Here is a 24,474-nt window from a genome sequence, read left to right as displayed (position 1 = left end):
ATGGTATGCATCTGCTGTATTAGTTGTTTGCTTGAGCAGGGCTTGGAGCCATAGCTGGCATGCGTTGTTTTTTCAACAACGTCACGACCAGTGACAACGCAACTGCAACCAACAGTACAATCACGATAGAGCCCGCAGCAGACTGAACTCCTGGGCCTCCCAACTGCACGCTCAGAATACCCTGAACGGCGTATGTTGCAGGCAGGTACTGCCCAATGCCGCTATAGAAACTGTTCAGCAATTCACGCGGTACCATTGCGCCGGAAGATACCAGTTGCAAGGACAGTGAAATGATGTTGAACAGACTTCCTGCAGGTCCAAAGCAGATCAGGAAGAACTGGGAGAAGAACATGAACGTGCACAGGAAGAGCGCCTGGAACAACCAGAATGCAACGAATCCTTGTGCAATCTGTCCTCCCAGTGCCACGATCAGCGATGATCCCAGCAAGGAAACGACCAATGCAGAACCCACGTTAATGACTACTCTTGCGCCAAACAAAGTCAATCGGGAATAGGTAGATGACAGCATACCCATGGCTGTCTGGAGGTTCATCCCCATGATCATGGCACCTACATAGGAAGCCAGTACCATCATCATTGGCACCATCTGATTATTCATCCCGTTAACCGGGTTGATGGACGTTGTCGTTCCTTCCACTCGGGTAGTCAGGTTTGTAGCGGCTTCAGCAGCCTGTTCGGCAGGCGCGCCTGAAGCGGTCAACACTGTCTGTACCCCTTGTGCTGTAGCTTGTTTGTTAATTGTGTTTGTCACACTTTGTGATACACCTTGCATCATGCTTTTGATCGTAACCGGGTTCGCTTCATTAATGGTGTATTTAATCTCGGCGGTTGAGCCAGCCGTCTGAAGCAATTCGTTAAATCCAGCCGGGATATCGAGCACCATGTGTACTTGGTGATGATTCAGCTGGTCCAACGCTTCAGCCGCACTCAGATTGGATACGGTGTGGAAAGGCAGTGTTCCTGCGAGGGAATCCGCGATGCCTTTGGACATTTCGCCGTCCTCGTTCACAATCGCAACCGTCAATTCTTTCGTACGGTCATTTACTCCAGAATATGCGGTCATCCAGATCACGCTAAAGATCACTTGGAACATAAGTGCTGTTACGATCCCTACAATCACTGGCGGTTTTTTAAACAATGTACGTAAAGCCTGTAACATAAAAGGTGTCCTCCATTACTCAAATAGTTCTAATTTGATTTAAACAGTTGTTTGAATCAAACGATCGTTTAAATTTTATGTGAATATGTCCATATTGTCAACTCATTTTTGAAAAATTCAGAAAACGTAAGCTTTATTCATGAATACAATCGATCCATTTTCACAAAAGAGCACTATACTATCATTTCTCTGTAGAAAAGAACATCTATACCAACGATTCAGGCTTACTTTCTGGCAACTCAACTGTATTTTTTCTCAACAAAAAACACGGTCCGCTGCAGCGAACCGCGCATTTATTCATCCTCACTTCATTTGCAATAAGGCGTTGAATATATCTCCAAGCAAAGGTCGGTCAGTCATTTCTCTTCAGCTTCATGCGTTGCAGACGTAGGGAATTCAGGACAACCGATACGGAGCTGAACGCCATCGCCGCCCCTGCCAGCCATGGAGCCAAGAAGCCAACTGCCGCAATGGGAATACCAATAACGTTGTATCCGAGTGCCCAGAACAGGTTTTGTTTGATGTTACCCATCGTGCGCCGGCTCATCTCAATGGCATCTGCAATGCTGTTCAGATCACCACGCATCAACGTAATATCCGCCGCTTCCATCGCTACATCCGTTCCTGTTCCGATGGCCATCCCAATATCAGCAGTAGCAAGTGCCGGAGCATCATTAATGCCGTCACCTACCATCGCGACTTTCAGGCCACTCTCCTGAAGTTTCTTCACTTCCGCAGCTTTACCCTCCGGCAGAACCTCAGCCAGAACTTTACCGATCCCTGCCTGTTCTGCTACAGCGCGAGCTGTTCGCTCATTGTCTCCCGTGATCATGATAACATCGATCCCCATCGCCTGAAGACGACCGATGGCTTCGCGAGAGGTATCCTTGATGGTATCAGCCACAGCCACGATCCCTGCCCACTGACCATCCACCGCTACCAGCATCGCTGTACGCCCTTGTTCCTCCAGACGGTTCATCTGCTGAACAGTTTCCTCTGAGACATTCACCTGTTCATCCGCAAGCAACCGCCGTGTGCCGACCAGAATTTCCTGTCCTTTTAATGAAGCTCGCACGCCGTATCCCGGTATGTTCTCAAACTTCTCTGTTGGGGTTAACTCCAGACCCTTGGCACGGATACCCGCAACAATCGCCTCTGCCAGCGGATGCTCGGAACTCTGTTCGGCCGCTCCCACTCGCTCAAGCAGATCGGATTCCGTCCAATTCGGAGCCGTAACAACATCAGTAAGGACGGGTTTACCTTGGGTCACTGTACCTGTTTTGTCGAGCACCACGGTCTGAATCTGTTGTGCCGACTCCAGATGTTCGCCGCCCTTGAACAGAATGCCATATTCAGCCGCACGTCCTGATCCAGCCATGACAGAGGTCGGTGTTGCCAGCCCCAGTGCACATGGACAGGCAATGACAAGCACAGCAATCGCTTTTTCAAGGGAACCAGCGAAGTCACCCGGACTTGCAAACAGATACCAGATCAGGAATGTCAGCGCAGCTATGCCGACAACAATGGGAACAAATATGCCTGAAATGACATCTGCAATCCGCTGGATCGGTGCTTTGGAGCCCTGAGCTTGCTCGACTACTTTAATAATCTGGGACAAAGCCGTGTCCGATCCCACTCGGGTCGCACGAAGTCGTAATACCCCATTTTTGTTCAGCGTAGCACCTGTAACGGCATCTCCCGGTTTTTTATCCACGGGAAGGCTCTCTCCACTAAGCATGGATTCATCTACTGAGGATTGGCCTTCTTCAACAATACCATCCACCGGGATGCTATCACCCGGCTTCACCAGAACCAAGTCACCCACCGCAACATATGCGGCAGGAACCATAACTTCCTGTCCATCACGGATGACACGGGCTTCACGTGGAGCCAGTTCGATCAGGCTTTTGATTGCCTGTGAAGAGCGACCTTTCGCCACAGCTTCGAACCATTTTCCCAGTAAAATTAACGTAATTAGAATTGCACTTGTCTCATAATAGAGTTCTACCGAAGGCATGGCGGCTGTGCTCGTTCCCATTGCGCCGTGATCCATCGTCGTCGTAGAAGGTAAGTACCCACTGGATAACGTCAGATACAGACTGTAGAAAAACGCTGCACTGGTACCCAGTGCCACGAGAACGTCCATATTGGCACTGCCGTTACGTAAGGCTTTGTATGCCCCCACATAGAATTGCCATCCAATCACGAACTGTACTGGCGTTGCCAGAATCAGCTGGAACCAAGGGTTCATGAACAGATCTGGGACATAGATTCCGGATGTGAACGAGAAATGCCCCACCATTGCCCACAGTAAAGGAATCGATAACAACGCAGAGATCATCCATTTCCACTTTTTGCGTTGCAGCTCACGTTCACGAACCGATGTGGTCTCTTCTTGCGTCAATTGCAGTTCAGCACCGTAGCCCATCTGCTTGATCTTGGCGGTAATATCCGAAGGTTTCAATGCACCAGCGGCATATTCGATATGCCCTGTTTCCAGCGCCAGATTAACATTCGCCTGAGATACCCCCGGTAGTCGGGAAAGACCTTTTTCAATCCGGGCAGAACAGGCGGCACACGTCATACCGGTGATGTTCAAATCAACTGATTCGGACACCGTACCGTAGCCAAGAGCCTCTACTTTATCCCGCAACGCATTCACGTTGGTTGTCTTCGGATCATAAGATACGGTTGCCTGTTCAATAGCAAGGTTCACATTGGCCTCATGTACCCCTTCCATGCGGGTCAATCCCTTCTCCACTCGCGTCGAACATGCAGCACAAGTCATTCCCGTGATGTGCAGTGTTGCCTTTAGTCCTGGTGCTTCTGCCATAGGTGGCATTGGTGTGGGTTCGGATGATCTATCCATTGGTTTATTCGTTGAGTTATCCATCATGTCAGCTCCTTTCATGTCAATTCAATTTTTGTATGTTGCATTGCATTATACCCCCAAGGGGTATATATCAGACAGAAAATTAGGCTTAAACCTGACTCTTGGAAAAAGGTACTCTGACCTCGTTTTCGCCCATGAGCATGTTCGGTTTAAGCCTGTGATCCCGTTAGACTACATCGTATCCCTGATCTTCAATCGCAGCTTTGATCTGATCCACGTTCACCGTCTGCTCATCATATTCCACCGCTACTGTTCCCGCTGCCAGATCAACCTTACCACTCGCACCGGTATTCTTCACAGCTTCTTCAACCGACTTCACACAGTGATTGCAAGACATTCCCGTAACGTTCAACGTAACATTAGACATTGTAAATTCCTCCTTGGGGTATATTAAATGATAAATTAAATAGGTGAATTGATTCAGCTTACTTCATTAACTTCCGCATCGTAACCAGCAGTTCATCCACAACCTCATGTTCACCAGCCTGAATACGCTCAACGATACAGCTCTTCATATGGCCTTCAAGCAAAAGTTTGCCTACTGAATTAAGAGCAGACTGAGCCGCCGCAATCTGCGTCAGCACATCATCACAATACGTATCCTTCTCGATCAATCCCTTGATCCCGCGAATCTGACCTTCCACACGGTTCAAACGAGAAACCAGGTTACTCTTCATCTCCTGCGAATGGTGACTCTTGCGCACATGCTTCCCATCACTGCCCTCGGCATGACAGGATACCGCTTCTTCTTGAACTGTAGCCAAAGCTTCCGTTGAATCGGACTTGGAGGATTGCAAAGGTTCCTCGGGATGGCTCTGATGATCCATCATGAACACCCCTTTTCTTTCGTTCTTTTCTAAGAGTAACATACCCCATGGGGGTATTCAAGAGTATTCTGATATTTTATTAAAATGGATGAATCCCTACCTAATTAAATAGAGCATGAGATAGTTCAGCTGCCTCGAATGACATCTCTATCTGAAGAGTAATGATCTGACTACGGACACTCATTTTCCGATTAAACTCATCATTAATATCTGAAACAGACTGGGACTGTTCCACCCATTTCAACCACTCAGGGACTTCCCACATACTTCGAGCTGCAATGGCGACACAGTAGCCGTACCTTGCAAGTCTTTCATCGCCCATCCACCCCGCTGTCCGAAGTCCATACATGTAGCGATCGAACATTTCCTCTTTAGCTGTAAATATGTCCTCTGCTGCAATATGACCCAAACTTGCATTAACTCCAAATAGCTTTCCTAATTCTTCACCAACACCAGAAATACTCATGAATTGCCAATCAATAAGAGTAAGTACGCTATCGTCCAGACGTTCTGTTGGCATAAATATATTGCCTTGCCCCAAATCCTGATGTGACAATACTCGTGGTAATTGGTCCAGTGTATTTATAACCTTGTCCAACTGCTCGCTATATTGGTTGAACCACTGCCAGATTGAATGGGCTTGCTTTTGGATTACAGGAGCATACTGACGACATCCCCTAACCCAAGATTTGAGCCAACTCGGGCAGATCCATTCTTGTTGAGGTAATGGTGCTCCCGTCAGATAGGCTCCGTGAAACTCACCAAGGCGTTCCGCAATCCATCCCCAATCATCCAGGGGCCAGACATGATCACACTTCGAATGACAAGACACATCTTCCATCCACAACCCAATGGTGTGGTCCAATCTGTACTGTACAGAGAAACAACGCGGAGCTATGATACGTCCCGGCAAATGATCCAGTATTCCTGATGAGAATATCTCAGCTTCTCTTTTCCAATAGTTATGGTATGTAACATCTTCCTTCTCTGCTGAGTCCGGTTTAATACATTTCAAGATAAGTGACCATGATAGTAATGCTCCAGCTGCAGTAGCTGTTCCACGAATTCGATAAATACCTGATGTGGTGAAATTAAGACGTCCCGGATTGATGGGTTCAACTTCCCAAGATTGTATTACTGCGTCAGGCTCTTCCAACAGTTTCTGCACACTGCGAACAAGATATTCCACATCCTCAGAAGATTGCAAAATGTTATTCTCGCTAAGTTGTTCTTTTTCATTAATACTTCCCATATCCTTCGTTCCCCTCCCCTCCATGCCGATGTTCCTTTCACTCCACTGGTTGTGCCTTACAAGGTATACTCCATCCTGCTACTGCGTACGACCAGACCCATCTGTTCATAGAAAGCCTGTGCCCCAGAATTAAAAGTCGACACGGATAATTCCACGCTGTCTGCCTGAAGCTCTCTCCCTAGCTCGATGAATGCTTGTAGTAACTGTTTGCCTGTTCCTTGGCCCCGATGCTTGGTATCCACTACAAGTTCATGGATGTACAGCAACTTGCGATCCACCATCAACGAGTTATCTTGAATAACACTTAACTGCGCACTCCCGTAACCCAGAATCAAACCCGTTTCCGAAGACTCGGCAACATACAGGTAACGCTTATCCGTTTCCAGCAGTTCGGTGAACTCCTTTTCCTCCATTCTGGTCTCTAACGCTCTGTATAGATCGGGCCGCCCCTCGACATGCATCTGGTGCAACTCATCCATCAATAATGACACGCCAGAGTAGTCCCTCATTTCTGCCTTTCTGATGTTAATCGTACCTGTACTCATCCCCATCACTCTTTCATCTACTGAATTTTACATTATTATACAACCAAAAAGCAGATACCATAAGGGTACCTGCTTCGCTAAATTTATTTTCATTCCACAAAGCGAATGTGATGCTCATGTTGCTTATTTTTTCGAAGAAGTATTTCCTTCATTAAAAGCAACAGGTGATGGCTTCGCGGCCCATTCATCCGCCTGCGGCTCAATGTCCACTCCGCTCAAAATCTTCTTTTTCTCCATCAAGGAATCCCCGTCTTCATCCAGCTTGTTGCGAATTTCCGCCTCGTCCTGAGGTTGATTGTTCTGTGTCATCATAGAGTCCTCCCTTTTTCGTATTCATGGTTGATGTTCCTTTATATAACGTGCCCACTTTCTGCATTATCATTCTCTTTGAGGATCAGGCCGTCCCCAAGTTATGTGTTACTTGAATTAATGATACAATATGAACATTACTTTTTAAGGAGATTTTATTTCATGGCTACAGATAAAAGAGTTTTTACACTTAGGTTGCGAGAAAAGAATTTTGAGAAAATTAAAGTGATTGCGGACAAAAACAAACGATCTATTGCAATGCAGATTGAGTATCTTATTGAACAACATATTGATGAATTTGAGAAAGAACAAGGTGTTATTTACCCAGATAAACATAATGACGTATAGATTTTGCGCCCTTAATACATGCGCATTATCCATACGTCATTTTTCATGATATATCCTGTTCCCCGTTAATCGAAATCAACCTGTTTATCCAAAATGATTTCCTCTACTTTGTATTCCATCTCTGGTATTGAGGGAATCAAGGAGAATCGAACGTTTTCCAGAGAAGAAGGAAGAGCAGGAACCACTCGGAAACTAATTTGAGTCTCCCCACCTCCTCCACGACTGCCATGTCTCATGGTGATATGTCTCTGTTCGCTGAATATTTCCAGAGCCAAATGTGGAACCATTTGTATACGCTCAGCTTCATTCCCCTTATATTGAATCTCCACATATACGAGGCTTTCGCCTTCATATTGCATCGAATGCGTGATCATATACTCACACGAATCTTTAATCATTTTCTTCATAATCGGCACCACACTTGTCAATTGAAGAGGTTCACTTGGAAAATAGTGTCTTTGCGGCATCGGTTGCACGCTACGGAGAACATATCGGATATCTTCCTCCTTCATATCCAGTAAGCTCACCCATTCATCGATGGTATTTTGAGGAGGTTGGTATTGGACTGCTCCGGTTATGTCCTTTCTGGCTGCAACCAGTTTCAAAAGTTGCTCATCAATCCGCTGTACCTCATCGCTGTATTCATTAGGAATTTCACGTAATTCACTCCAGCCCATATTTAATCACTCTCCTAATTTAATAACATGCCATGAAATACAATTCGCTACTGTACCTGCATCCCCTCTTCTTTTTCAGTTTATTTAAAAAGGCGCCACTTAACTATAAACGGAAAACTTAAAAGGAAAGGACGCCCCTTGGGTCATATTCATGACCTTACGGGACGCCCTTTTTATATTATCCACCTCAAATGGACATCATCTACTGGTTTGCTTGTAACACTGAGCAAAAATGCATACTTGTTTTAACCAACCTAAGCCTGATCCTGACGAGCAAGCGCGACTAGCGCATGTAGCGCTGCATTAATCTCGCGCTCCACCGCTTGTCCAACCGCATCCGTATGCGGATCATACTCGGCAGCCAGATCACTGTCCGCGAATCCATCGATCGCGACAATCGCTCCGGCGCGAGCGCCACGCAAGGTGCTGACGATGTAGAGCGCCGCGATTTCCATCTCAGCCGCAAGTGCTCCAGCCTGCTTGTACTTGCGGTGTGGAATCTCTTCCACGCCTGCAAAGAACGCATCCAGCGTTACGGTGATACCCACGCCCACTTTGCCTGCAAATGTTGCATCATCCACGCTACCTTGCTCACGAGCAGCCTCGATCAACGCTTGCGTCACCCCAATGTCCGCTACCGCTGGGAAACCATCCGGCACCAGTTGGCGAGTCAATCCGTCCGTACGAACAGCGGCTGTACTCACAATCACACTGCCTGCCGGATAATCGGCTGTATACGATCCCGCTGTACCTACACGAATCAGAGTTGTTACACCCGCGCGAATCAATTCCTCGAAGCAGACAGCTGCTCCAGGTGAACCTACACCATGGCTGACCACAGCGATCTGTACCCCTTCATACAAGCCAACAAATGTACGATACTCTCGACTGAACGCCAGTTCTCTCGCCTGCTCCAGCTTGCGTGAAATCTTCTCCGCACGTGCCGGATCACCACAGACGATGGCGTATGCCGGCATGTCTTCCGAATGAATCTGCAAAATAGGCATCAACATATCAATCAAACTCCTTCTTCGTCCACTCGTCTTCCGGAATCGGCAGATCTTCACCCGAGAAGCGTTGTTCCTTGAACGGATCGGCAAAATGGTGGAAACCATTCACTTCCCAGAAGCCGTTACGGTCTTCTGTCATAAACTCCAGCCCACGTATCCACTTCGCACTCTTCCAGAAGTAGAGTTGTGGCACGACCATACGCAATGGAAAACCATGCTTCGGCGTTAGTGGCTCGCCGTTATATTTGAATGCAAGCAGTACGTCATCATGCATCAATTCTTCAAGCGGTACATTTGTCTCATAATCATGATCCGCATGGATCATGACGTATTTTGCTTCCGGTTTAACACCCAGAAGTTTCACAAAATCGGAGAAGCGAATGCCTTCCCACGGCGTATCGAATTTCGACCAGCGTGTGACACAGTGAATATCACTCACCGTGTTCACCTGAGGCATCGCCTGTAACTCAGCTAGGGAGAACACCTTCTCCTCTTCCACTTCGCCGAATACCTTCAGGTCCCATGTGGACAGGTCATATTCCGGCACTTCCCCTTCATGCAGAATCGGGAATTTCTCCGTCAGCATCTGTCCTGGCGGCAGCCGATCTCCATAATCATTGCCCGCTTTGGGTGCCGGGGCTTTTCCTTTTTTCAAACGTTCAGCCTTGTTATGCAAGTGGAATTCCTCCTTCTTTTGCTGCCTCTTCATCGGCATTCAGGAATTAACGCGAGCTTCCGCCCGCTTTTAGTGCATCCTGTGCATAGGTACGGTCTTTGAAAAAGAACATTGCGACCAGCGTCACAATATACGGCAACATCAATGTGAAATGAGTTGGCAAGGAGAAGCCTTGCAGACGAATACTCAATGCTTCCATGAAGCCGAACAGCACACTGGAGCCCATAACGCCCAGCGGATTCGCTTGTCCCAGCATCGTTGCTACCAACGCGATAAAACCACGACCAGCGGTCATGCCTTCAGTAAACATCGTCACCTGACCGAGCGACAACTGTGCGCCAGCCAGTGCACACAACACACCGCACATCAGAACGGCACCATACTGGATGCCGCGTACCTTGATCCCGATGCTCTGTGCTGCAATCGGGTTCTCCCCGACGGAGCGCAGGCGGAAGCCGGATACACTTTTGAACAGATAGAATTGTAGTCCAATCACGAGCACAATGCCGAGGTAAACCAGGGGACTATGTCCCGATATTACATCGCCGACCCACGGAATGTCCTTAATCAGCGGAATATCCCACTTGGGAAGTCCCACCATGTCTTTGTCGTAGTATGCACCTTTTACATCAAAAATCGCACGCAGTGCAAAGGTCGTCACCCCCGCAGCCAGGAAGTTGAGCGAGATCCCGACCACGATGGCGTTGGCCTTCAGATTAATGCTTATAAAGGCAAAGAGCGCCGAGAATAACATCACTATAATAATGGAAAAGAGTACAGCCAACAGCACATTGCCAAACAGATAATTACCAACAATGGCGGAGAATGCACCGATCAGAACCAGTCCTTCAAGACCCACGTTGAACAGACCGACACGAGAACATAAAGCCCCACCGAGCGCTGCAAGCAGGATTGGAGTCATAATCCGCAAGGTTGAGCCAAACATGGCTGCATCAAACAGTTGTTGCATTGGACTTTTTCTCCTTTCTCCGCTTCAGGAATGAATAACCGATCTGAGCTGATACAAATAACGTCAATACAGCCTGGATGACACTGCCAACTTCCAACGGCACATCCGTATTCCGTTCCATCCCCATGGCACCTGTCTGTAACGCAGCCAGCAAAATAGCTGCCACAGCTGTACCGAGTGGATGCGAGCGGGCAAGCAGCGTTGCCATAATGCCGCTCCATGCGTAACTCGCCGATGACAATGAGCCATCAAGGAAACGGTACTGTGTACCGAGCACTTCCCCCGCACCCGCGAGTCCAGCAAGTCCACCACTAATGACCATGGACAACATCATCATGCGAATGCGGCGAACACCACCGTAGGTTGCAAAGGATGGGTTGCTGCCGAGCATGCGGATCTCGTAACCAGTCACCGTTTTATGTGTGAACCAGTAGATCAGAATAGCCGCTACAATGGCAATAATGAAGCCGGCATGCAGCCCCATGCCTTGGAACAACTTCGGCAACCAGATACTCTGATCAATCATGGGTGTCTGAGCCATCGCTGCAGATCCAGTCCGATCCTTGAATGGATAGGAGACCATGTATCCACCAAAATAAATGGCAATATAGTTAAGTAGTAAGGTTGTAATCAACAGATTCATGCCAAACCGAGCATCCAGCCAACCTGCAAACAGGGACCAGATTCCACCGGCAACAATACCAGCCACAATCGCAGCAATACACACGAACCAGCCTGGCCCTGGCAGATAAAGCGCCGTGAGCGCCGCACTGAGCCCGCCAAGAATCATCTGACCTTCGGCTCCCATATTGAAAAATCCGGCACGGAATGCCAATGCTACGCCAAGTCCCGCCAAGATGATTGGTGTGGAACGAGCCAACGTATTGGTGAAGAAGTAGAAGTTGCCGAAGGCCCCTTTCCACATCTCCGCATACGTATCCACCACATTACCGCCAACGATCAGAATCGCCACAGCACCTGCAAGCAGACCGATGAATACGGCAAGCAGCGGCTGTACGAGTCCGCGAAGTGTTTCTTTTACCCGATTCATATCCGCTCTTTCCCTCCTGCCATTAACAAGCTGATCTGTTCCTCAGTCGCTTCTTCTGCTCTCAGTTCTCCGGCAATTTCGCCTTCATACATGACAATAATGCGATCAGATAATTGCAAAATCTCCGACAACTCCGATGAAATGAGCAGAATGCCAGCGCCCTCACTGCGTTTGCGCAGCAATTCGGCATGAATCGTCTCCATAGCACCGATATCCACACCACGTGTTGGTTCGGCTGCAATTAGAAACGGTGTATCCTGTGCAAATTCACGGGCAGCAATCAGCTTCTGCAAGTTTCCTCCGGACAGGAACTGTGCCTTGGTTTCCGCAGAACCTGTCTTGATACTGAACTGTTTGATCCAGCTCTCTACCATCGTTCTTGCTGCTTTGGCTTTGATAATGCCGCGTGACTGTAAGCGATGATGGTGTCCCATTATCCCGTTCTCGCGAACGCTCGCATCCTTGGCCGCTCCCCACATGTAGCGATCTTCCGGAATATGAGCAAGTCCATGCTCCCTTATTCGCCGTACTGGCCAGTTGGTTGTATCCTGCCCGGAGAGCACAACGCGACCACTATCCGCCTTACGTAGTCCGGCAATGACCTGAATCAGTTCCGACTGGCCGTTACCCGAGATACCCGCTATACCAACGACCTCACCTTTTCGAACCTCCATATGGATCTCCTTGAGCGCCGAACGATCCTTCGCTCCGGACAGATTAACCCCTTCCACTTGAAGCACGGCTTCGGCTGGAACCGATGGCTGCTTGTCCATGCGCACAAGTTCACGACCAACCATCAGACGGGACAATTCCTCCACATGTGTATCCTTCGCTTCCAACGTACCTGTCACCTGACCATCCCGAAGCACCGTGATCCGGTCTGCTACATCCATGACTTCTTGCAGCTTGTGCGTGATCAGTACAAAGGTTTTGCCCAGCTTGGCGAGAGATTTCATATTCGCCAGCAGTTCCTTCACTTCAAGCGGTGTCAGTACCGCCGAAGGTTCATCCAATATAATGATGTCTGCGCCCTGATGCAGCACCTTGAGAATTTCAACACGCTGCTGCATGCCAAGCGGGCACTCGGATACTTTTTTCCACGGGTCAACCGGCATGCCATATTGTCTGCCCAGCTCATTTACCTGAGCCGCTGCTTTTTTGCGGTCAAATGCGCCTGCCTTAGCCGGTTCACGTCCGATCACGATGTTCTCCGCCACCGTAAAGGAAGGGAACAGCATGAAATGCTGATGCACCATACCGATGCCACTTGCCATCGCCTGAGACGGCGTGGCAAAGCTCACCTCACGTCCACGGACTTTGATTGTGCCCGACGTAGGCTGTTCCATACCATACAACATACGCATCAAGGTTGTTTTACCGGCCCCGTTCTCACCTACAAGGGCATGAATCTCTCCCTCACGCAAATTAAAACGGATGTCACGGTTAGCGGTGAAGCCGCCGTATTTCTTCGTAATGTGCTCCATCTCCAACAGCATATCTCGCGTTCGCTCCCCTCAGTTCAACTTAAAAGGTTACACTCGCCACTACGATGACAGAACAACCTTCCGATCGCTGTTATCCCCAGATTTTTTGATTCCCTTTTATAAAGGGGAAAATCCGGTGATAAAGGCGAACGCTGTGCTTCATCAGGTTATTTCTGTCCTCTTCGTTACCGTGTAAACGATAAATTGAACATATACTGGTCATTTAATAGCAGCAAAACCGGCTGCCTGATCGGGCAGCCGGCTGATCAATTCCATCACTCATTCATTGAAAAGAACATTCAAAACTATTGTTGCAATGGATCTTTGACTACAATTTTGCCGGATACGATATCATCCTTGATTGCTTTAACCTTGTCGATCACTTCTTGTCCAACAAAAGCATTCAGCGGAGATTCGCTATCACGTGTAACGTACGTCAGGCCTACACCGTCTTCTTTCAAACCATAGTTTACTGCACCTGCTTTGAAGTTGCCTTCTACAAAATCTTTCACAGTCTCATAAGCAACGGTATCCGTTGATTTCAATTGAGACAATACGATATGTTCCGGGTCTTCAACAGTACGGTCCGTATCCTGACCGGAAGTGTAGAAGCCTTTTTCTTTGGCTGCTTCGAACACGCCGAGATCGCCTACAGCGGATGCGCCAGCGATGAAGTCAGCGCCTTTGCCGAATTGTACCAGCGCCAATTCTTTGGCTTTGGCCGGGTCATTAAATCCACCTACATAGTTCACGAGGAATTCTGCATCCGGATTCACGGATTCCAACCCAGCTTTGAAACCTTCCGTATATTTCTTGATCAATGGTACATCCATTGCTGCAATCATGCCGACTTTGTCTGTTTTGGTGGACAATCCAGCAGCTGCACCGAGCAGGTACGCCCCTTCATATTCACGGAAACCAACGCTACGAACGTTAGGAAGATCAACGGTTGTATCTACAATCGCAAAGGACTTGTCCGGATTCTCTGCTGCGACTTTTTTCAATGCATCTTCTGCCTGGAAAGTGGCTGTAATAATCAGATCATAATTCTCGGCAACCGCAGCACGCAGATTTTGTTCAAATGCTGCCGGATCTGTCGATTCAATCGTCTTGGTGTCTACTTTGAATTCTTCGCCTGCTTTTTTGAAACCTTCATCCATCTGTACAAAGAAAGGGTTAACCCCTATTTTTTCGGGAAGTACAAGGGCCATCCGAAGAGATTTCTCCGAATCACTGCCTTGGGCGGATTGTTCGTCTTTGGAAGCCGAATTCCCACAAGCTGCCAACAAAATAGCCAACATGATGATCGATAAGACGAACGATAAACCTCTTTTCATTTTGAAAATACCCCTTTTCAACATTCTTTTTTCTTATCCTAGCGGATACTGTCGATCCTTGTCAATAAATCTTTGAGCGTATACACTCAAATAGAATATAATTGACAATTCGCTTTCTACCAAGCATTGGAAACCGTTCTGTATCAAGCTTTTTTTCGTTGACATCCAGCGCGTCTCCGTGCTAAAGTCAATCCAATTATTCTATTCTGATAGGAATTGTCAGAATTATAACCCAAAGCTGATTATTTTCCAACCCATTTTAAGGAGGCTATTCATTTGAAAAAAATCACCCAGATCACGTTGGCGGCCCTACTCGCCGCTCCGGTAACACTAGGCAGTCTTAGCTTGCCCGCTTCCGCTTCTGCAGCATCTGCAACTCCGGCTAAACCCACCACCTCACAAAGTGTCAAAGGACCGGTAGCTCAGGCGCCAGTTGCTTACACGGAAAGCGCAGCGGATTTTGCTCAATTCTTGCAAGCGAAATACAACATTCAATTGCCGCAACAGATTACCAAAGGTGATTTCATTCAAGCCATTGCAGCCATCACGGAAGCAACTCAAGCAAGTGACAGTGAAGCCAAAGCTCCTGTCTTTACCGATCTGTCTTCTGGTGATTCTTCATATGATGCTGCCGTATCCTTATTCAATAGTGGGGTTCTTACAGGCACAGAAGTACGTGCCAAGGATCAACTGAGCACTTATACTGCCGTCTTCATCGCGGTGAAAGCAGCCGGATTCAAGGAACTCGCTTATACATATCCCACAGAGAAAACAGCCAAAGCGCTTGCCAAAGCTGGCATTAACCCGAACCGTGTTCAGGGACAAGCCGCACAGGAACTGGCTGCGGCTATTGATACAGGCCTCATTCCCGAAAGCCTGTACCCCGCTCTCCTTAAGGGTGGCGTAGCAAGTAAAGATTTCGCTAATACTTTGCTTGGACGCGTACTGGTCAGTCAAGGGAAATACAAACATGAGATTGGGCGTTCCGGCGATGCGGACATCTATTCCAAATTGTATGCTGCATATCGCACAGCGGATCTGATCGAATCACCTGAGCTGAGAAAAATTGTGGATCAGGCCCTGCGAGATGATCTCGTAACAGGTTACAATCTGAAGGATAGCCGCTTTGATTCCAACTTTATCGATGAACTGACACTTACCTACGGCCACGATAATATTCAACATGCTGTACAGTTGGTTGGTTTGCTGCGTAGCGAAGGTATTGATGCTGATGTGCAATTCCAGCCGAAGACATCTGCCTTCATTTATTTGAAGGAATGGGGCGAGCCAAAGGAAACGCCTGATTATAAAGTGACACAGATCGAGAACGGCAACTATATCGCTTCTGCGAAGGAATATGATATTCAGTTTGAGTTCAACAATGTGGCAGACAAAGTTCGCTTCAATGACATTGTGCTGAAATATGCTAAAAAGAACAGTGACAGTACCTTTCCACTGATTCTCAGCTCCTGGTGGCAACCGTTGTATTATTCACCAACCGCATTGGCGAACTATCCGGTCATTTCCAATAATAAGATCGCGCTTGGCAATTACTATGCTCAGTCCTTCTCTCTGAAAGAGAATGCCAAAGCCATTCGGGAAGGTTTCCTGAAGCTGGCACCCGATGCAGACATTACGACGTATGACTTCTGGGTCGACCAACCTTTCTTCAACTATCTGAACGGTGGTTCCGAATAAGATAAGTTCCATCTCCAACCGAATTAAAGCTCGTATTTTGCCATTATAAACCTCCGTCTTTACCGAATTTTACAGGGATTTCGCCCCCTGGATTCGTAAAGGCGGTTTTTTGTTCAGCATTTTGCAAATTTCTTCTAAAAAATCATTTTCCCCATGCAGGAATTACCAATATAAGGTCGAATCCTATATGTACACAAACACGCAATCATATTGCATATCTCCGCACGAACAGGAGTTACTCCATGGTATATGACGGTATTCTACTAGGCTTGATCGTTGGATTTTTTCGGGGCGGGTTGCGGCATGGGCTCAACCAGTTTGCAGCACTCAAGCTGCGAAGCGGCTGGATTTTCCCTGTATTGTTGCTAATCCAGTTCTTTATTTTCTATCTCCAGGAACGTTTCGAATGGGTGGCATCCATTAATGGATATCTCTTTGCTGCCGTCTACATCACAGGGCTCGCTTTCCTGTGGCTCAACAGACACCATACCGGTTTCATGCTCATCTGGGTTGGGGTATTTCTCAATTTTGCCGTGATGGCAGTAAACGGTGGGCGCATGCCTGTTTCTGTGGAAGCCTCCGCTGTACTGGGACCCTATTATGTAGACATGCTCCGGGAAGGCGGCGCCGTATCAAAGCATTTTATGATGGATGCATCTACAAATCTGCCTTTTCTCGGTGATATCATCCCACTCTCCAGCCCTTATCCACGGACTCAGGTGATCAGTATCGGTGATGTGGTCATGAACGTTGGCATATTCCTTTTTATCCAATACATGATGGTGAATCGGGACAAAAAGGCTGTGCAACCAGCTAAAACTCATCAGGCTTGAAGAAACAGGTAGACTCCAAGGAAGGGAGGTCTTCTCCATGAAAAAATTTGAAGGTGTGAAATATTCCCGCATTGTCATCAACGCAATCATCGTGGCTTCTGTCGTTGTAGCGTTAACTTCGGGATACAAGCTGGGCGGCTAGTATCCATACCGCCAAACAAGACAAACAGGCTGCCAGCGGCCTGTTTTTTCTTTCTGGATTTTTGTCAGGCAACTTGGTATGTTATACATCTATATAGTATACACCGATACAAGAACACCAATTATATACACATCAAGAGTAGACTAAACCCAAGCAGGAGATTTTTTATGAACTTTATTCGTAACCTTATCCATAAGGCAGATCGAAGCAGTCTGTATGTTATTTTGCTTAGTTGTACCGGGATCGGTGTTTTTCTGTACATGAACAAGTGGTCTTACCTTCATCTAACCACGGCGGATTGGGTCATGGTCTACACCATGCTGGGTGCGGCGTTAATTCTGGATTATTTCACGTTCCAGATTCCACCCAAAGGCAATCAGCAATCCATGGATTCATCGGTATACCTTGCCTGTATATTCATGTTTGGCGGAGCTTTCAGTTTATCTGTACTGCTTCCTGTCTCCATCATCCTGTTAATCAAAGAGCGCAAGCTCACCTGGTGGAAACACATTGTCAATTTCAGCATCTACAGTCTTATGATTACGGGAGCAGCTGCCGTTTTTGAGTGGACTGGCGGGCAATCGGGAACTCTGGATGGCTATAATCTGATTCCTTATTTTGCAGCGCTCGCAGCCTACTTCATCATCAACACGATCACACTTGGCTTATTCTTTCATTTCTCAACAAAGGATGCATTACAGCAGATGAAACGGGCATTCGTTACCGAATCCCTGCTGGTTTATTTATGTACGCTGATTCTGGCACTTGTCCTGACGATTCTGGTTGTACACAATGGCGTGCTCGGTCTGTTGTTGTATCTGAGTCTCAGTATTCTGCTCTCCCATGCATTCAAGCAGTTGTTTGTTATGTATCAGACCATTGAGGAGAAGGCTAACACGGATCAACGCACAGGTCTGTTCAACCATAGTTATTTTGAAAGTATGTTGGAAAATGAACTGACTACCGCTCGTACGCAGGGAACGCCGCTCTGTCTGGGGCTTATTGATATCGATGATTTCAAAAAGTATAACGATCGGTTTGGCCACCTTCAAGGTGACAGTCTGCTAGCCCTGCTGGGGGATTTTCTGATGCGAAAGACGGAAGGCACACCTGTTACCGCCTTTCGTTATGGAGGGGAAGAGTTTACTTTGCTCATGCCAGGCATGGAGTTGGACGAATCCTACAGGTTCATGAACAAACTGCGTAAACAACTGAACGACACGCCGTTTGAAGGCGTTGAAGTGTTTCCACACGGTTGTCTCTCCTTCTCTGCTGGCGTCGCGCCCTATCAGGTGGATATGTATAACAAATCCCAGCTGGTGGATCAGGCGGATAAAGCACTGTATTATGCGAAAAAACAGGGCAAGAACAACGTGCACCGCCACGGCAGCAATGATGGCATGGAACATGAGATTGATCTGGTACAGGACGTTCGTGACATCGAGCAGCAGCTCAATCTGTTCAGATACAAGGATATGGATACGTTTAAACATTCCAAAAGGGTCTACAAATATGCACTGGATATCAGTGAATTGCTCGCACTGGACAATGCGGAAAAACGTCGTTTCGTGCTGGGAGCACTGATTCATGACATCGGCAAACTGGAGATTCCTTGGTCCATTCTGAACAAAAAGGACAAGCTCACCGCAGAAGAATGGGAAACGATCAAAGGACATGTCACCTGGGGCAAAAAAATGGTGATCACGAACGATCGCTTCGCCGATCTGATTCCGTATATTGAACTTCACCACGAGCGTTATGATGGCAAAGGCTATCCTTACGGCCTGAAGGGTAACGAGATTCCCCGGCTCTGCCGGATGCTGACCGTGATTGACTCCTTTGATGCCATGACGACAGAGCGGCCGTATCAGGAAACCAAGAACGTGGAAGAAGCGATTCGGGAGCTACGCTCATGTTCGGGTTCACAGTTCGATCCGGAGCTAGCCGAGTTGTTCATTCAATATATTGAGAAAAGAACCGCTCAGCAACAGTTGCAGTAAAATAAATGGAGCTTCTTCTATCCCCCCTGAAAAAGTCAAAGCGCTATCCCCGGTCTGATCGGAGATAGCGCCATTTTCATTTTCATGGAATGAATCGTACACCAGACAACTTCATTCTCGTGCAGATTCTACATTAAGATTTGGTATTCAGCTCATGTGAGGTCTGATGCAGCTCTTTAATCATCTGCTGCAAAAACATGTTGTCTTGGCGACTGATACCGTGCTGATTGTCTTGAACAAGCATCTGATGAATGTTCTTTTTGAGCAATTCACTGCGACGTTCCAATACTTCTTGACTCATGTTGTTGCGTCACTCCTTAACATGTTTTGTAATGAATTCACGTTCTATATTAAGTATAGAGGACCTTCTCCGATAGGGAAAACGGACTCAGCCTTCCTCAGCTGGTCACACCAACCCTCACCTAGCGTGACAACATTTCACCCCTTATCGTTCTTAGATATCCTTCTAAATACTCCCTGATCCTCCCCAGCATTCCCCAAAGACACAGACTAGGGTCTTGGACAACCTTGCGTTATAATGGTCCCATCCCTGTATAAATAAAGTACCTAATTAAGCTAATCCTAGATCAAAGGAGTTCTGCATTCATGTCCTATAAACAAATCAAATGGATGATTCTGCTGATCCCCACATTCACGGTTGGCATTTGGGAATACATTCGCCATCAGTTTCTGATGCCATACCTATCGATGGATGCAGGAAACTGGTTAACACCCCTTATCGTTTACCTCGTCAGCGTGACACTGCTCAGCCGATTGTTCCACATGCTCGAAGGTGCCAGGGCTGCTCTGGAGCAGGAACGTGCGGCGAAAGCAGCGCTGGAAGCTCGTGACCAATTGGCACGGGAACTTCACGACGGCATATCTCAGTCTCTTTTCCTGCTGTCAGTGAAGACCGATAAAGCAGGCCGTAGTCTGGCAGGGAGCGGACATGAGCATGAGATCCAGGAGATTCAAAAAACCGTGCATGAAGTCAATACATATGTAAGGCAAGCTATTGCCCAGTTGCGTTTTGTTCCCTCCTCTACGGTGGCACCCGAGATTATTTCACTGCATGCGCAGGTCGAAGTGCTCGTCAAGGAAACGGTACCTGGTGCACAGATTCATTGGGACCTCAGGGGTGTAACGTTCTCTGCCAAGGAACAAGTGGAACTGCTCGCCTGTATCCGGGAGGGACTACTGAATGTACGCAAACATGCGCAGGCTACCCGCGTTCAGGTTCATGCGGAAGGTAACCCAATTGCTTGGTTCATTTATATTCAGGATAATGGGAATGGACTAAGTGGAGATCCTATTCATCTGAAGGATCGGTACGGACTGCGAATTACAAAGGAGCGTGCTGCCGAGATGGGTTGGTCTTTTACCCTCGATTCAAGACCGGGGCATACACGAATGACGATAGGAAAGGAGCATTCTTAATATGGAACATGTACGTGTACTGGTGGTTGATGATCATGCGCATGCGCGTGAAGCGATCTGTAGCATTTTATCCGAGGACAGCCTGTTTGAAGTGATTGGTACAGCTTCGAATGGACAGGAAGCGCTGGAGCTCACCGGGCAATGGATGCCTGACCTAATCCTGATGGACGTGCAGATGCCGGATATGGATGGGCTGGAAGCCACCCGTCAGATCAAGCTGCGATTCCCTTATGTTATTGTTGTTATGGTCACGGTATCGGATGATGTGACCTTTCTGTTCGAAGCATTGAAACAAGGCGCTCAAGGCTATTTGCTCAAAAATCTAACGCCTTCCACCTGGCTTGAATACCTGCGCGCCATCGTCAGTGACGATGCACCGCTCAGTAAGGAACTGGCCTACCGGATTTTGCAGGAGTTTCCCGCACCACGCAGTGAAGATGTGCAAGATAACCCGCTAACAGCGCGGGAACTTGAGATTCTGCAATGGGTATCCGCGGGATATACCAATCGAGAGATCGCCGATCAACTCGGTATTTCAGACCAGACGGTGAAGAATCATCTCAAAAACATTTTGCAGAAGCTCCAGCTTGAAAACCGGGTACAACTCACCCGCTATGCGCTAGAGAGCGGGCTTGCAGGACGTAAACTTCGCAAATAAACATTGTTGCTTCGGATTCACAGATGCCTCAGACATAGGTGAGAAATGACATAGCATTCATGCTTTTGTCACAATTATGTAGACCAAATCGTTTTTTTATAGCCCAATGTAGTCATACGCAGTCATTTTGGACAAAGTTATAATGGGTTAGATTGTGTTTAAAGGACCATGAATGACTACAAATCTATAACCTGAGGGTGATGATTTTTTGATTTTTACACGCTTTACCCTGAATTGGGGCAAACGGCACTGGGCATTGGTCACCTGTCTGTTGCTCGTGTGCTGCCTTGTTATGCCACAGTGGGCATCTGCCCATGCTTATATTGTTAAGGCTTCGCCAGGAGAAAATGAGATCCTCGTAGCTGCTCCGGAACGGCTGACGCTGGAGTTCAACGAATCCTTGCAGACGGCTTTTTATGATATCAAAATTACCGGTCCTGACGGTACTCAAGCAGACGATGGAAAAGTTCAAATTGATGTGGATCGCCCTCATATTCTGGAGACTGGCCTGCGGGCTGGACTCGGGAACGGGACTTATGCCGTTAACTGGAAAGCTGTGTCTGCCGATGGGCACCCAATTCAAGGGGCATATGTTTTTCATATCGGTGAACCTTCCGGATCGCCTGCTGGGCTAAGTGATCTAACATCCGGTTCCGGTTCAACAGGCGGGCCGCTGAAATGGATCGTATCCCTGACAGACTGGATTCAGTATCTCGGGCTGTCTGTTATTCTGGGGACACTGGCATTCTTGCTGCTACGAATTGCACCGACATCCATGACAAGAGAACCTATGGACGTTCCGGGCAGCTACAGATTGTTATGGATCAGCTATGCTGCTGCTTCCTTTGCCGCTCTGGTCAGCCTGCCACTGAATACGTTATATGAATCTGGTGTGGCTCTGAGCGAACTAAGCTGGGCACTTATTGGAAGTGCGCTCAAACTAACGTCTTTTGGCCAGATCTGGATGTTACAGATACTCCTTGTAATGCTGCTGGCCGTCACGATTCTCTCCGGATATGATCGCGATCGATCCATCCGTGCTCGCATCTGGTCTTCTTACGGGTCACTCGTGCTCGTGCTTGGATGGCTGTTCACTCATGCCATGACGGGACATCCGGCTGCGGCGGATCAACGTGCGCTGGCGATTGCCATGGATTTCATACATCTAATTGGTGCTGCTTTCTGGATTGGCGCACTAACCGCCATGGCGATATGTCTGCCTCCACTGGCGGATAAGCTGCCATCGAAGGTGCGGGGAGAGGTCTACTGGGTTGCTATTCGCAGGTTTACCGCCTGGGGAATTGGCGCCGTAGCCGCTCTGGTTGCTACAGGAATATACAGCAGTCTGATTATTCTACCAGCACCTCTGCTGACTTCCTTGTTCACTACAGCTTATGGCCTTGTCCTGATCGGCAAGATCGTCCTGCTTATTGTGATGGTTCTCTTTGCATGGCGTCATGCCAGATTAGCAAGAGCAGCAACGGGGAGCAGATTATCCGGCAGCCTGAAAGCCGAGCTTGCTACTGGTGCTGTGATTCTCGCCCTTGCTGCCGTACTAACACACCTGTCTCCGGGACAACCAGCAGCAGTCGGTCCGTATCAGGAGACAAAGACTACGGAAGATGGCTCAGCGATCACACTTCAGGTGAGTCCCAATGTGACGGGAGAGAACCAATTTGAAGTCGATGTGAAACGTGCAGATGGCAGTATCGTTAACGATCTGGAACAGATCACACTGTCACTCACACATCTGGACATGGATATGGGGATATATGAGATTACCATTCCGAAAAACGACCCTGGTGTGTACAAGGCTGAAGATTACATCTCCATGCCTGGACGTTGGAATATCAAGGTACATCTTCTGACCAAAACGCTGGATGCACTGGATGCCGAATTTGAGATCGACACCGCCAAGCCATAGTTACACAACGTTTATATTGAAAAGTGACCCAATCTAAAATTAGTGTTTCTACAAACTGCAAATGTAGTGAAGGAAACGAAGTTGATTCTGGAGAAGCGAAGCTAAAAGCTTTCTGATCTACACGAGAACGGAGAGGGCAGAAATAGCGTGAAGAAGCGAAGCGTTCGCCTTTATCCCCGGATTTTACCTTTTAAGAAAAGGGAATCAAAAAATCTGGGGATAACAGCGATCGGAAGGTTATTCTGTCATCGAAGTAGCAAGTGTAACCTGCTTTTAATCACTCGAAAGAACCATTCGTAACCGAACCGTGCCTTTGCAGAATGTAGACACTCATTTAAGAAAATGGGCCGCATCATATATGATAAGAACTGAGAGGGGTTATTTATTTTGAAGAAAACATCATGGATTTCCAAACTAACATCCACTATCGCAACAGGTACCGCAGCATTCATGTTATTCGCCGGATTCGCGAGCGCTCACGTTACCGTTAGCCCATCCGTTGCACAGACAAGCGCATGGCAGACGTACACGATTAAGATTCCATCCGAGAAAGAACTGCCTACAACCAAGATCACCATGAAAGTTCCGGAAGGTGTTGCATTCAAGCAATATCAACCACTGGCAGGCTGGAAAATCACTACAGAGAAGAACGATTCCAATGAAGTAACATCGATTACGTGGGAAATTGACGGCGATAACGAAGGCATTCTGGCAGGACAATTCCAGCAGTTCAACTTCGTTGCACAGAACCCTAAGGCGGAAGCTGAAGTAGCTTGGGATGCCTTCCAATACTACAGTGATGGCAGCATCGTAGAATGGACAGGCCAACCAAGTGACGCCAATCCGCACAGTATCACGACGATTAGTGAAGATCCGGCTGCTGCTGGTAATGCTGCGGCAGGTGGAGGTCATGCCAATGAAGGGCATGATAGTGCAGGTACAGAAGCAGGCACTGGTGATAACGCGGCTAACGACGATAGCAAAGCAAACGACGATAGCAAAGCAAACGATGACACCACGCTGGGCGATGCACTCAATGACACCGTTACAGGTGAGCCAAACAACACGGATACAGACCCGGGTACACTGAAACTTCAACAAGCAACATTGATCGTATCCATTCTGGCTCTGATTCTGTCCTTCCTGGGGATCGCGTTGGCTACACGTCGCAAAAAACGTTAAGAACTAACTTACATTTTTACGAAAACCTGAGACAAGTTGAG

Annotated in this window: 23 protein-coding genes; 8 read left to right on the top strand and 15 right to left on the bottom strand. The window is 47.7% G+C overall.

The window, feature by feature from the left end; all coding sequences use genetic code 11:
* Positions 1-19 precede the first annotated feature (19 nt).
* The 7 genes from MHI14_RS29385 to MHI14_RS29355 all read right to left on the bottom strand — a co-directional run bounded on the left by MHI14_RS29385 (position 20) and on the right by MHI14_RS29355 (position 7,006).
* Positions 20-1,180: a YhgE/Pip domain-containing protein gene (locus MHI14_RS29385; protein WP_091038143.1), complete on the bottom strand. Its 1,161-nt coding sequence runs from the start codon at positions 1,178-1,180 to the stop codon at positions 20-22.
* Positions 1,181-1,532: 352 nt separating this feature from the next.
* Positions 1,533-4,022 (bottom strand): heavy metal translocating P-type ATPase, encoded by a 2,490-nt coding sequence (locus MHI14_RS29380; RefSeq protein WP_431523261.1) that lies wholly within the window; start codon positions 4,020-4,022, stop codon positions 1,533-1,535.
* A gap of 217 nt (positions 4,023-4,239) precedes the next feature.
* A complete protein-coding gene (locus MHI14_RS29375) occupies positions 4,240-4,440 on the bottom strand; it encodes a copper ion binding protein (RefSeq protein ID WP_017691004.1) in 201 nt (66 codons plus the stop codon).
* Between the two features lie 58 nt (positions 4,441-4,498).
* Positions 4,499-4,900: a metal-sensitive transcriptional regulator gene (locus tag MHI14_RS29370; RefSeq protein ID WP_283945829.1), complete on the bottom strand. Its 402-nt coding sequence runs from the start codon at positions 4,898-4,900 to the stop codon at positions 4,499-4,501.
* Between the two features lie 100 nt (positions 4,901-5,000).
* Positions 5,001-6,152 carry a phosphotransferase gene (locus MHI14_RS29365; RefSeq protein WP_091038141.1) on the bottom strand — a complete coding sequence of 384 codons (1,152 nt, stop codon included), beginning with the start codon at positions 6,150-6,152 and terminating at the stop codon, positions 5,001-5,003.
* Between the two features lie 56 nt (positions 6,153-6,208).
* Complete coding sequence (locus MHI14_RS29360; protein ID WP_341131896.1) at positions 6,209-6,643, bottom strand: GNAT family N-acetyltransferase; 435 nt, start codon at positions 6,641-6,643, stop codon at positions 6,209-6,211.
* 177 nt (positions 6,644-6,820) lie between these two features.
* Positions 6,821-7,006 (bottom strand): hypothetical protein, encoded by a 186-nt coding sequence (locus MHI14_RS29355; protein ID WP_036616704.1) that lies wholly within the window; start codon positions 7,004-7,006, stop codon positions 6,821-6,823.
* Between the two features lie 162 nt (positions 7,007-7,168).
* Between MHI14_RS29355 and MHI14_RS29350 the strand changes: the two genes are divergently transcribed.
* Complete coding sequence (locus MHI14_RS29350) at positions 7,169-7,354, top strand: hypothetical protein (protein WP_091038138.1); 186 nt, start codon at positions 7,169-7,171, stop codon at positions 7,352-7,354.
* 65 nt (positions 7,355-7,419) lie between these two features.
* On the opposite strand, the gene MHI14_RS29345 is transcribed toward MHI14_RS29350, so the two are convergent.
* The 7 genes from MHI14_RS29345 to MHI14_RS29315 form a co-directional block, all read right to left on the bottom strand.
* Positions 7,420-8,031, bottom strand: a complete 612-nt coding sequence (locus MHI14_RS29345; protein WP_221823887.1) for a hypothetical protein — start codon at positions 8,029-8,031, stop codon at positions 7,420-7,422.
* Between the two features lie 254 nt (positions 8,032-8,285).
* Complete coding sequence (locus MHI14_RS29340; protein WP_341131895.1) at positions 8,286-9,044, bottom strand: nucleoside phosphorylase; 759 nt, start codon at positions 9,042-9,044, stop codon at positions 8,286-8,288.
* A 1-nt stretch (position 9,045) separates the two neighbouring features.
* Positions 9,046-9,717 carry a sulfite oxidase-like oxidoreductase gene (locus tag MHI14_RS29335; protein ID WP_210109989.1) on the bottom strand — a complete coding sequence of 224 codons (672 nt, stop codon included), beginning with the start codon at positions 9,715-9,717 and terminating at the stop codon, positions 9,046-9,048.
* Between the two features lie 46 nt (positions 9,718-9,763).
* On the bottom strand, positions 9,764-10,687 hold the full coding sequence (locus tag MHI14_RS29330; protein WP_062837194.1) for an ABC transporter permease: 924 nt from the start codon (positions 10,685-10,687) through the stop codon (positions 9,764-9,766).
* Positions 10,671-11,738 (bottom strand): ABC transporter permease, encoded by a 1,068-nt coding sequence (locus MHI14_RS29325; protein ID WP_062837193.1) that lies wholly within the window; start codon positions 11,736-11,738, stop codon positions 10,671-10,673. Before MHI14_RS29325 ends, MHI14_RS29330 begins: the two co-directional genes overlap by 17 nt.
* On the bottom strand, positions 11,735-13,234 hold the full coding sequence (locus MHI14_RS29320; RefSeq protein ID WP_249912983.1) for an ABC transporter ATP-binding protein: 1,500 nt from the start codon (positions 13,232-13,234) through the stop codon (positions 11,735-11,737). Before MHI14_RS29320 ends, MHI14_RS29325 begins: the two co-directional genes overlap by 4 nt.
* 293 nt (positions 13,235-13,527) lie before the next feature.
* Complete coding sequence (locus MHI14_RS29315; RefSeq protein WP_017691014.1) at positions 13,528-14,559, bottom strand: BMP family lipoprotein; 1,032 nt, start codon at positions 14,557-14,559, stop codon at positions 13,528-13,530.
* A gap of 276 nt (positions 14,560-14,835) precedes the next feature.
* Between MHI14_RS29315 and MHI14_RS29310 the strand changes: the two genes are divergently transcribed.
* The 3 genes from MHI14_RS29310 to MHI14_RS29300 all read left to right on the top strand — a co-directional run bounded on the left by MHI14_RS29310 (position 14,836) and on the right by MHI14_RS29300 (position 19,232).
* Entirely contained in the window at positions 14,836-16,257 is a 1,422-nt protein-coding gene (locus MHI14_RS29310; protein ID WP_341131894.1) for a hypothetical protein, read from the top strand.
* 242 nt (positions 16,258-16,499) lie between these two features.
* Positions 16,500-17,090 (top strand): DUF5317 domain-containing protein, encoded by a 591-nt coding sequence (locus MHI14_RS29305; RefSeq protein ID WP_091038128.1) that lies wholly within the window; start codon positions 16,500-16,502, stop codon positions 17,088-17,090.
* Positions 17,091-17,399: 309 nt separating this feature from the next.
* On the top strand, positions 17,400-19,232 hold the full coding sequence (locus MHI14_RS29300; protein WP_133386953.1) for a bifunctional diguanylate cyclase/phosphohydrolase: 1,833 nt from the start codon (positions 17,400-17,402) through the stop codon (positions 19,230-19,232).
* 133 nt (positions 19,233-19,365) lie between these two features.
* On the opposite strand, the gene MHI14_RS29295 is transcribed toward MHI14_RS29300, so the two are convergent.
* Positions 19,366-19,533 carry a hypothetical protein gene (locus MHI14_RS29295; protein WP_017691019.1) on the bottom strand — a complete coding sequence of 56 codons (168 nt, stop codon included), beginning with the start codon at positions 19,531-19,533 and terminating at the stop codon, positions 19,366-19,368.
* Between the two features lie 305 nt (positions 19,534-19,838).
* Here MHI14_RS29295 and MHI14_RS29290 point away from each other — a divergent pair, with 305 nt between their 5' ends.
* From MHI14_RS29290 to MHI14_RS29275, 4 genes are all read left to right on the top strand, one after another.
* A complete protein-coding gene (locus MHI14_RS29290; protein WP_341131893.1) occupies positions 19,839-20,669 on the top strand; it encodes a sensor histidine kinase in 831 nt (276 codons plus the stop codon).
* Position 20,670: 1 nt separating this feature from the next.
* Positions 20,671-21,327 (top strand): response regulator, encoded by a 657-nt coding sequence (locus MHI14_RS29285; RefSeq protein ID WP_017691021.1) that lies wholly within the window; start codon positions 20,671-20,673, stop codon positions 21,325-21,327.
* Between the two features lie 208 nt (positions 21,328-21,535).
* Positions 21,536-23,251 carry a copper resistance CopC/CopD family protein gene (locus MHI14_RS29280; protein WP_341131892.1) on the top strand — a complete coding sequence of 572 codons (1,716 nt, stop codon included), beginning with the start codon at positions 21,536-21,538 and terminating at the stop codon, positions 23,249-23,251.
* A 387-nt stretch (positions 23,252-23,638) separates the two neighbouring features.
* Entirely contained in the window at positions 23,639-24,433 is a 795-nt protein-coding gene (locus MHI14_RS29275) for a YcnI family copper-binding membrane protein (RefSeq protein WP_341131891.1), read from the top strand.
* Positions 24,434-24,474 lie beyond the last annotated feature (41 nt).

The organism is Paenibacillus sp. FSL K6-2393, assembly GCF_038002545.1.
Taxonomy (GTDB): Bacteria; Bacillota; Bacilli; order Paenibacillales; family Paenibacillaceae; genus Paenibacillus.
This window is presented reverse-complemented; position numbering and strand designations above follow the sequence as displayed.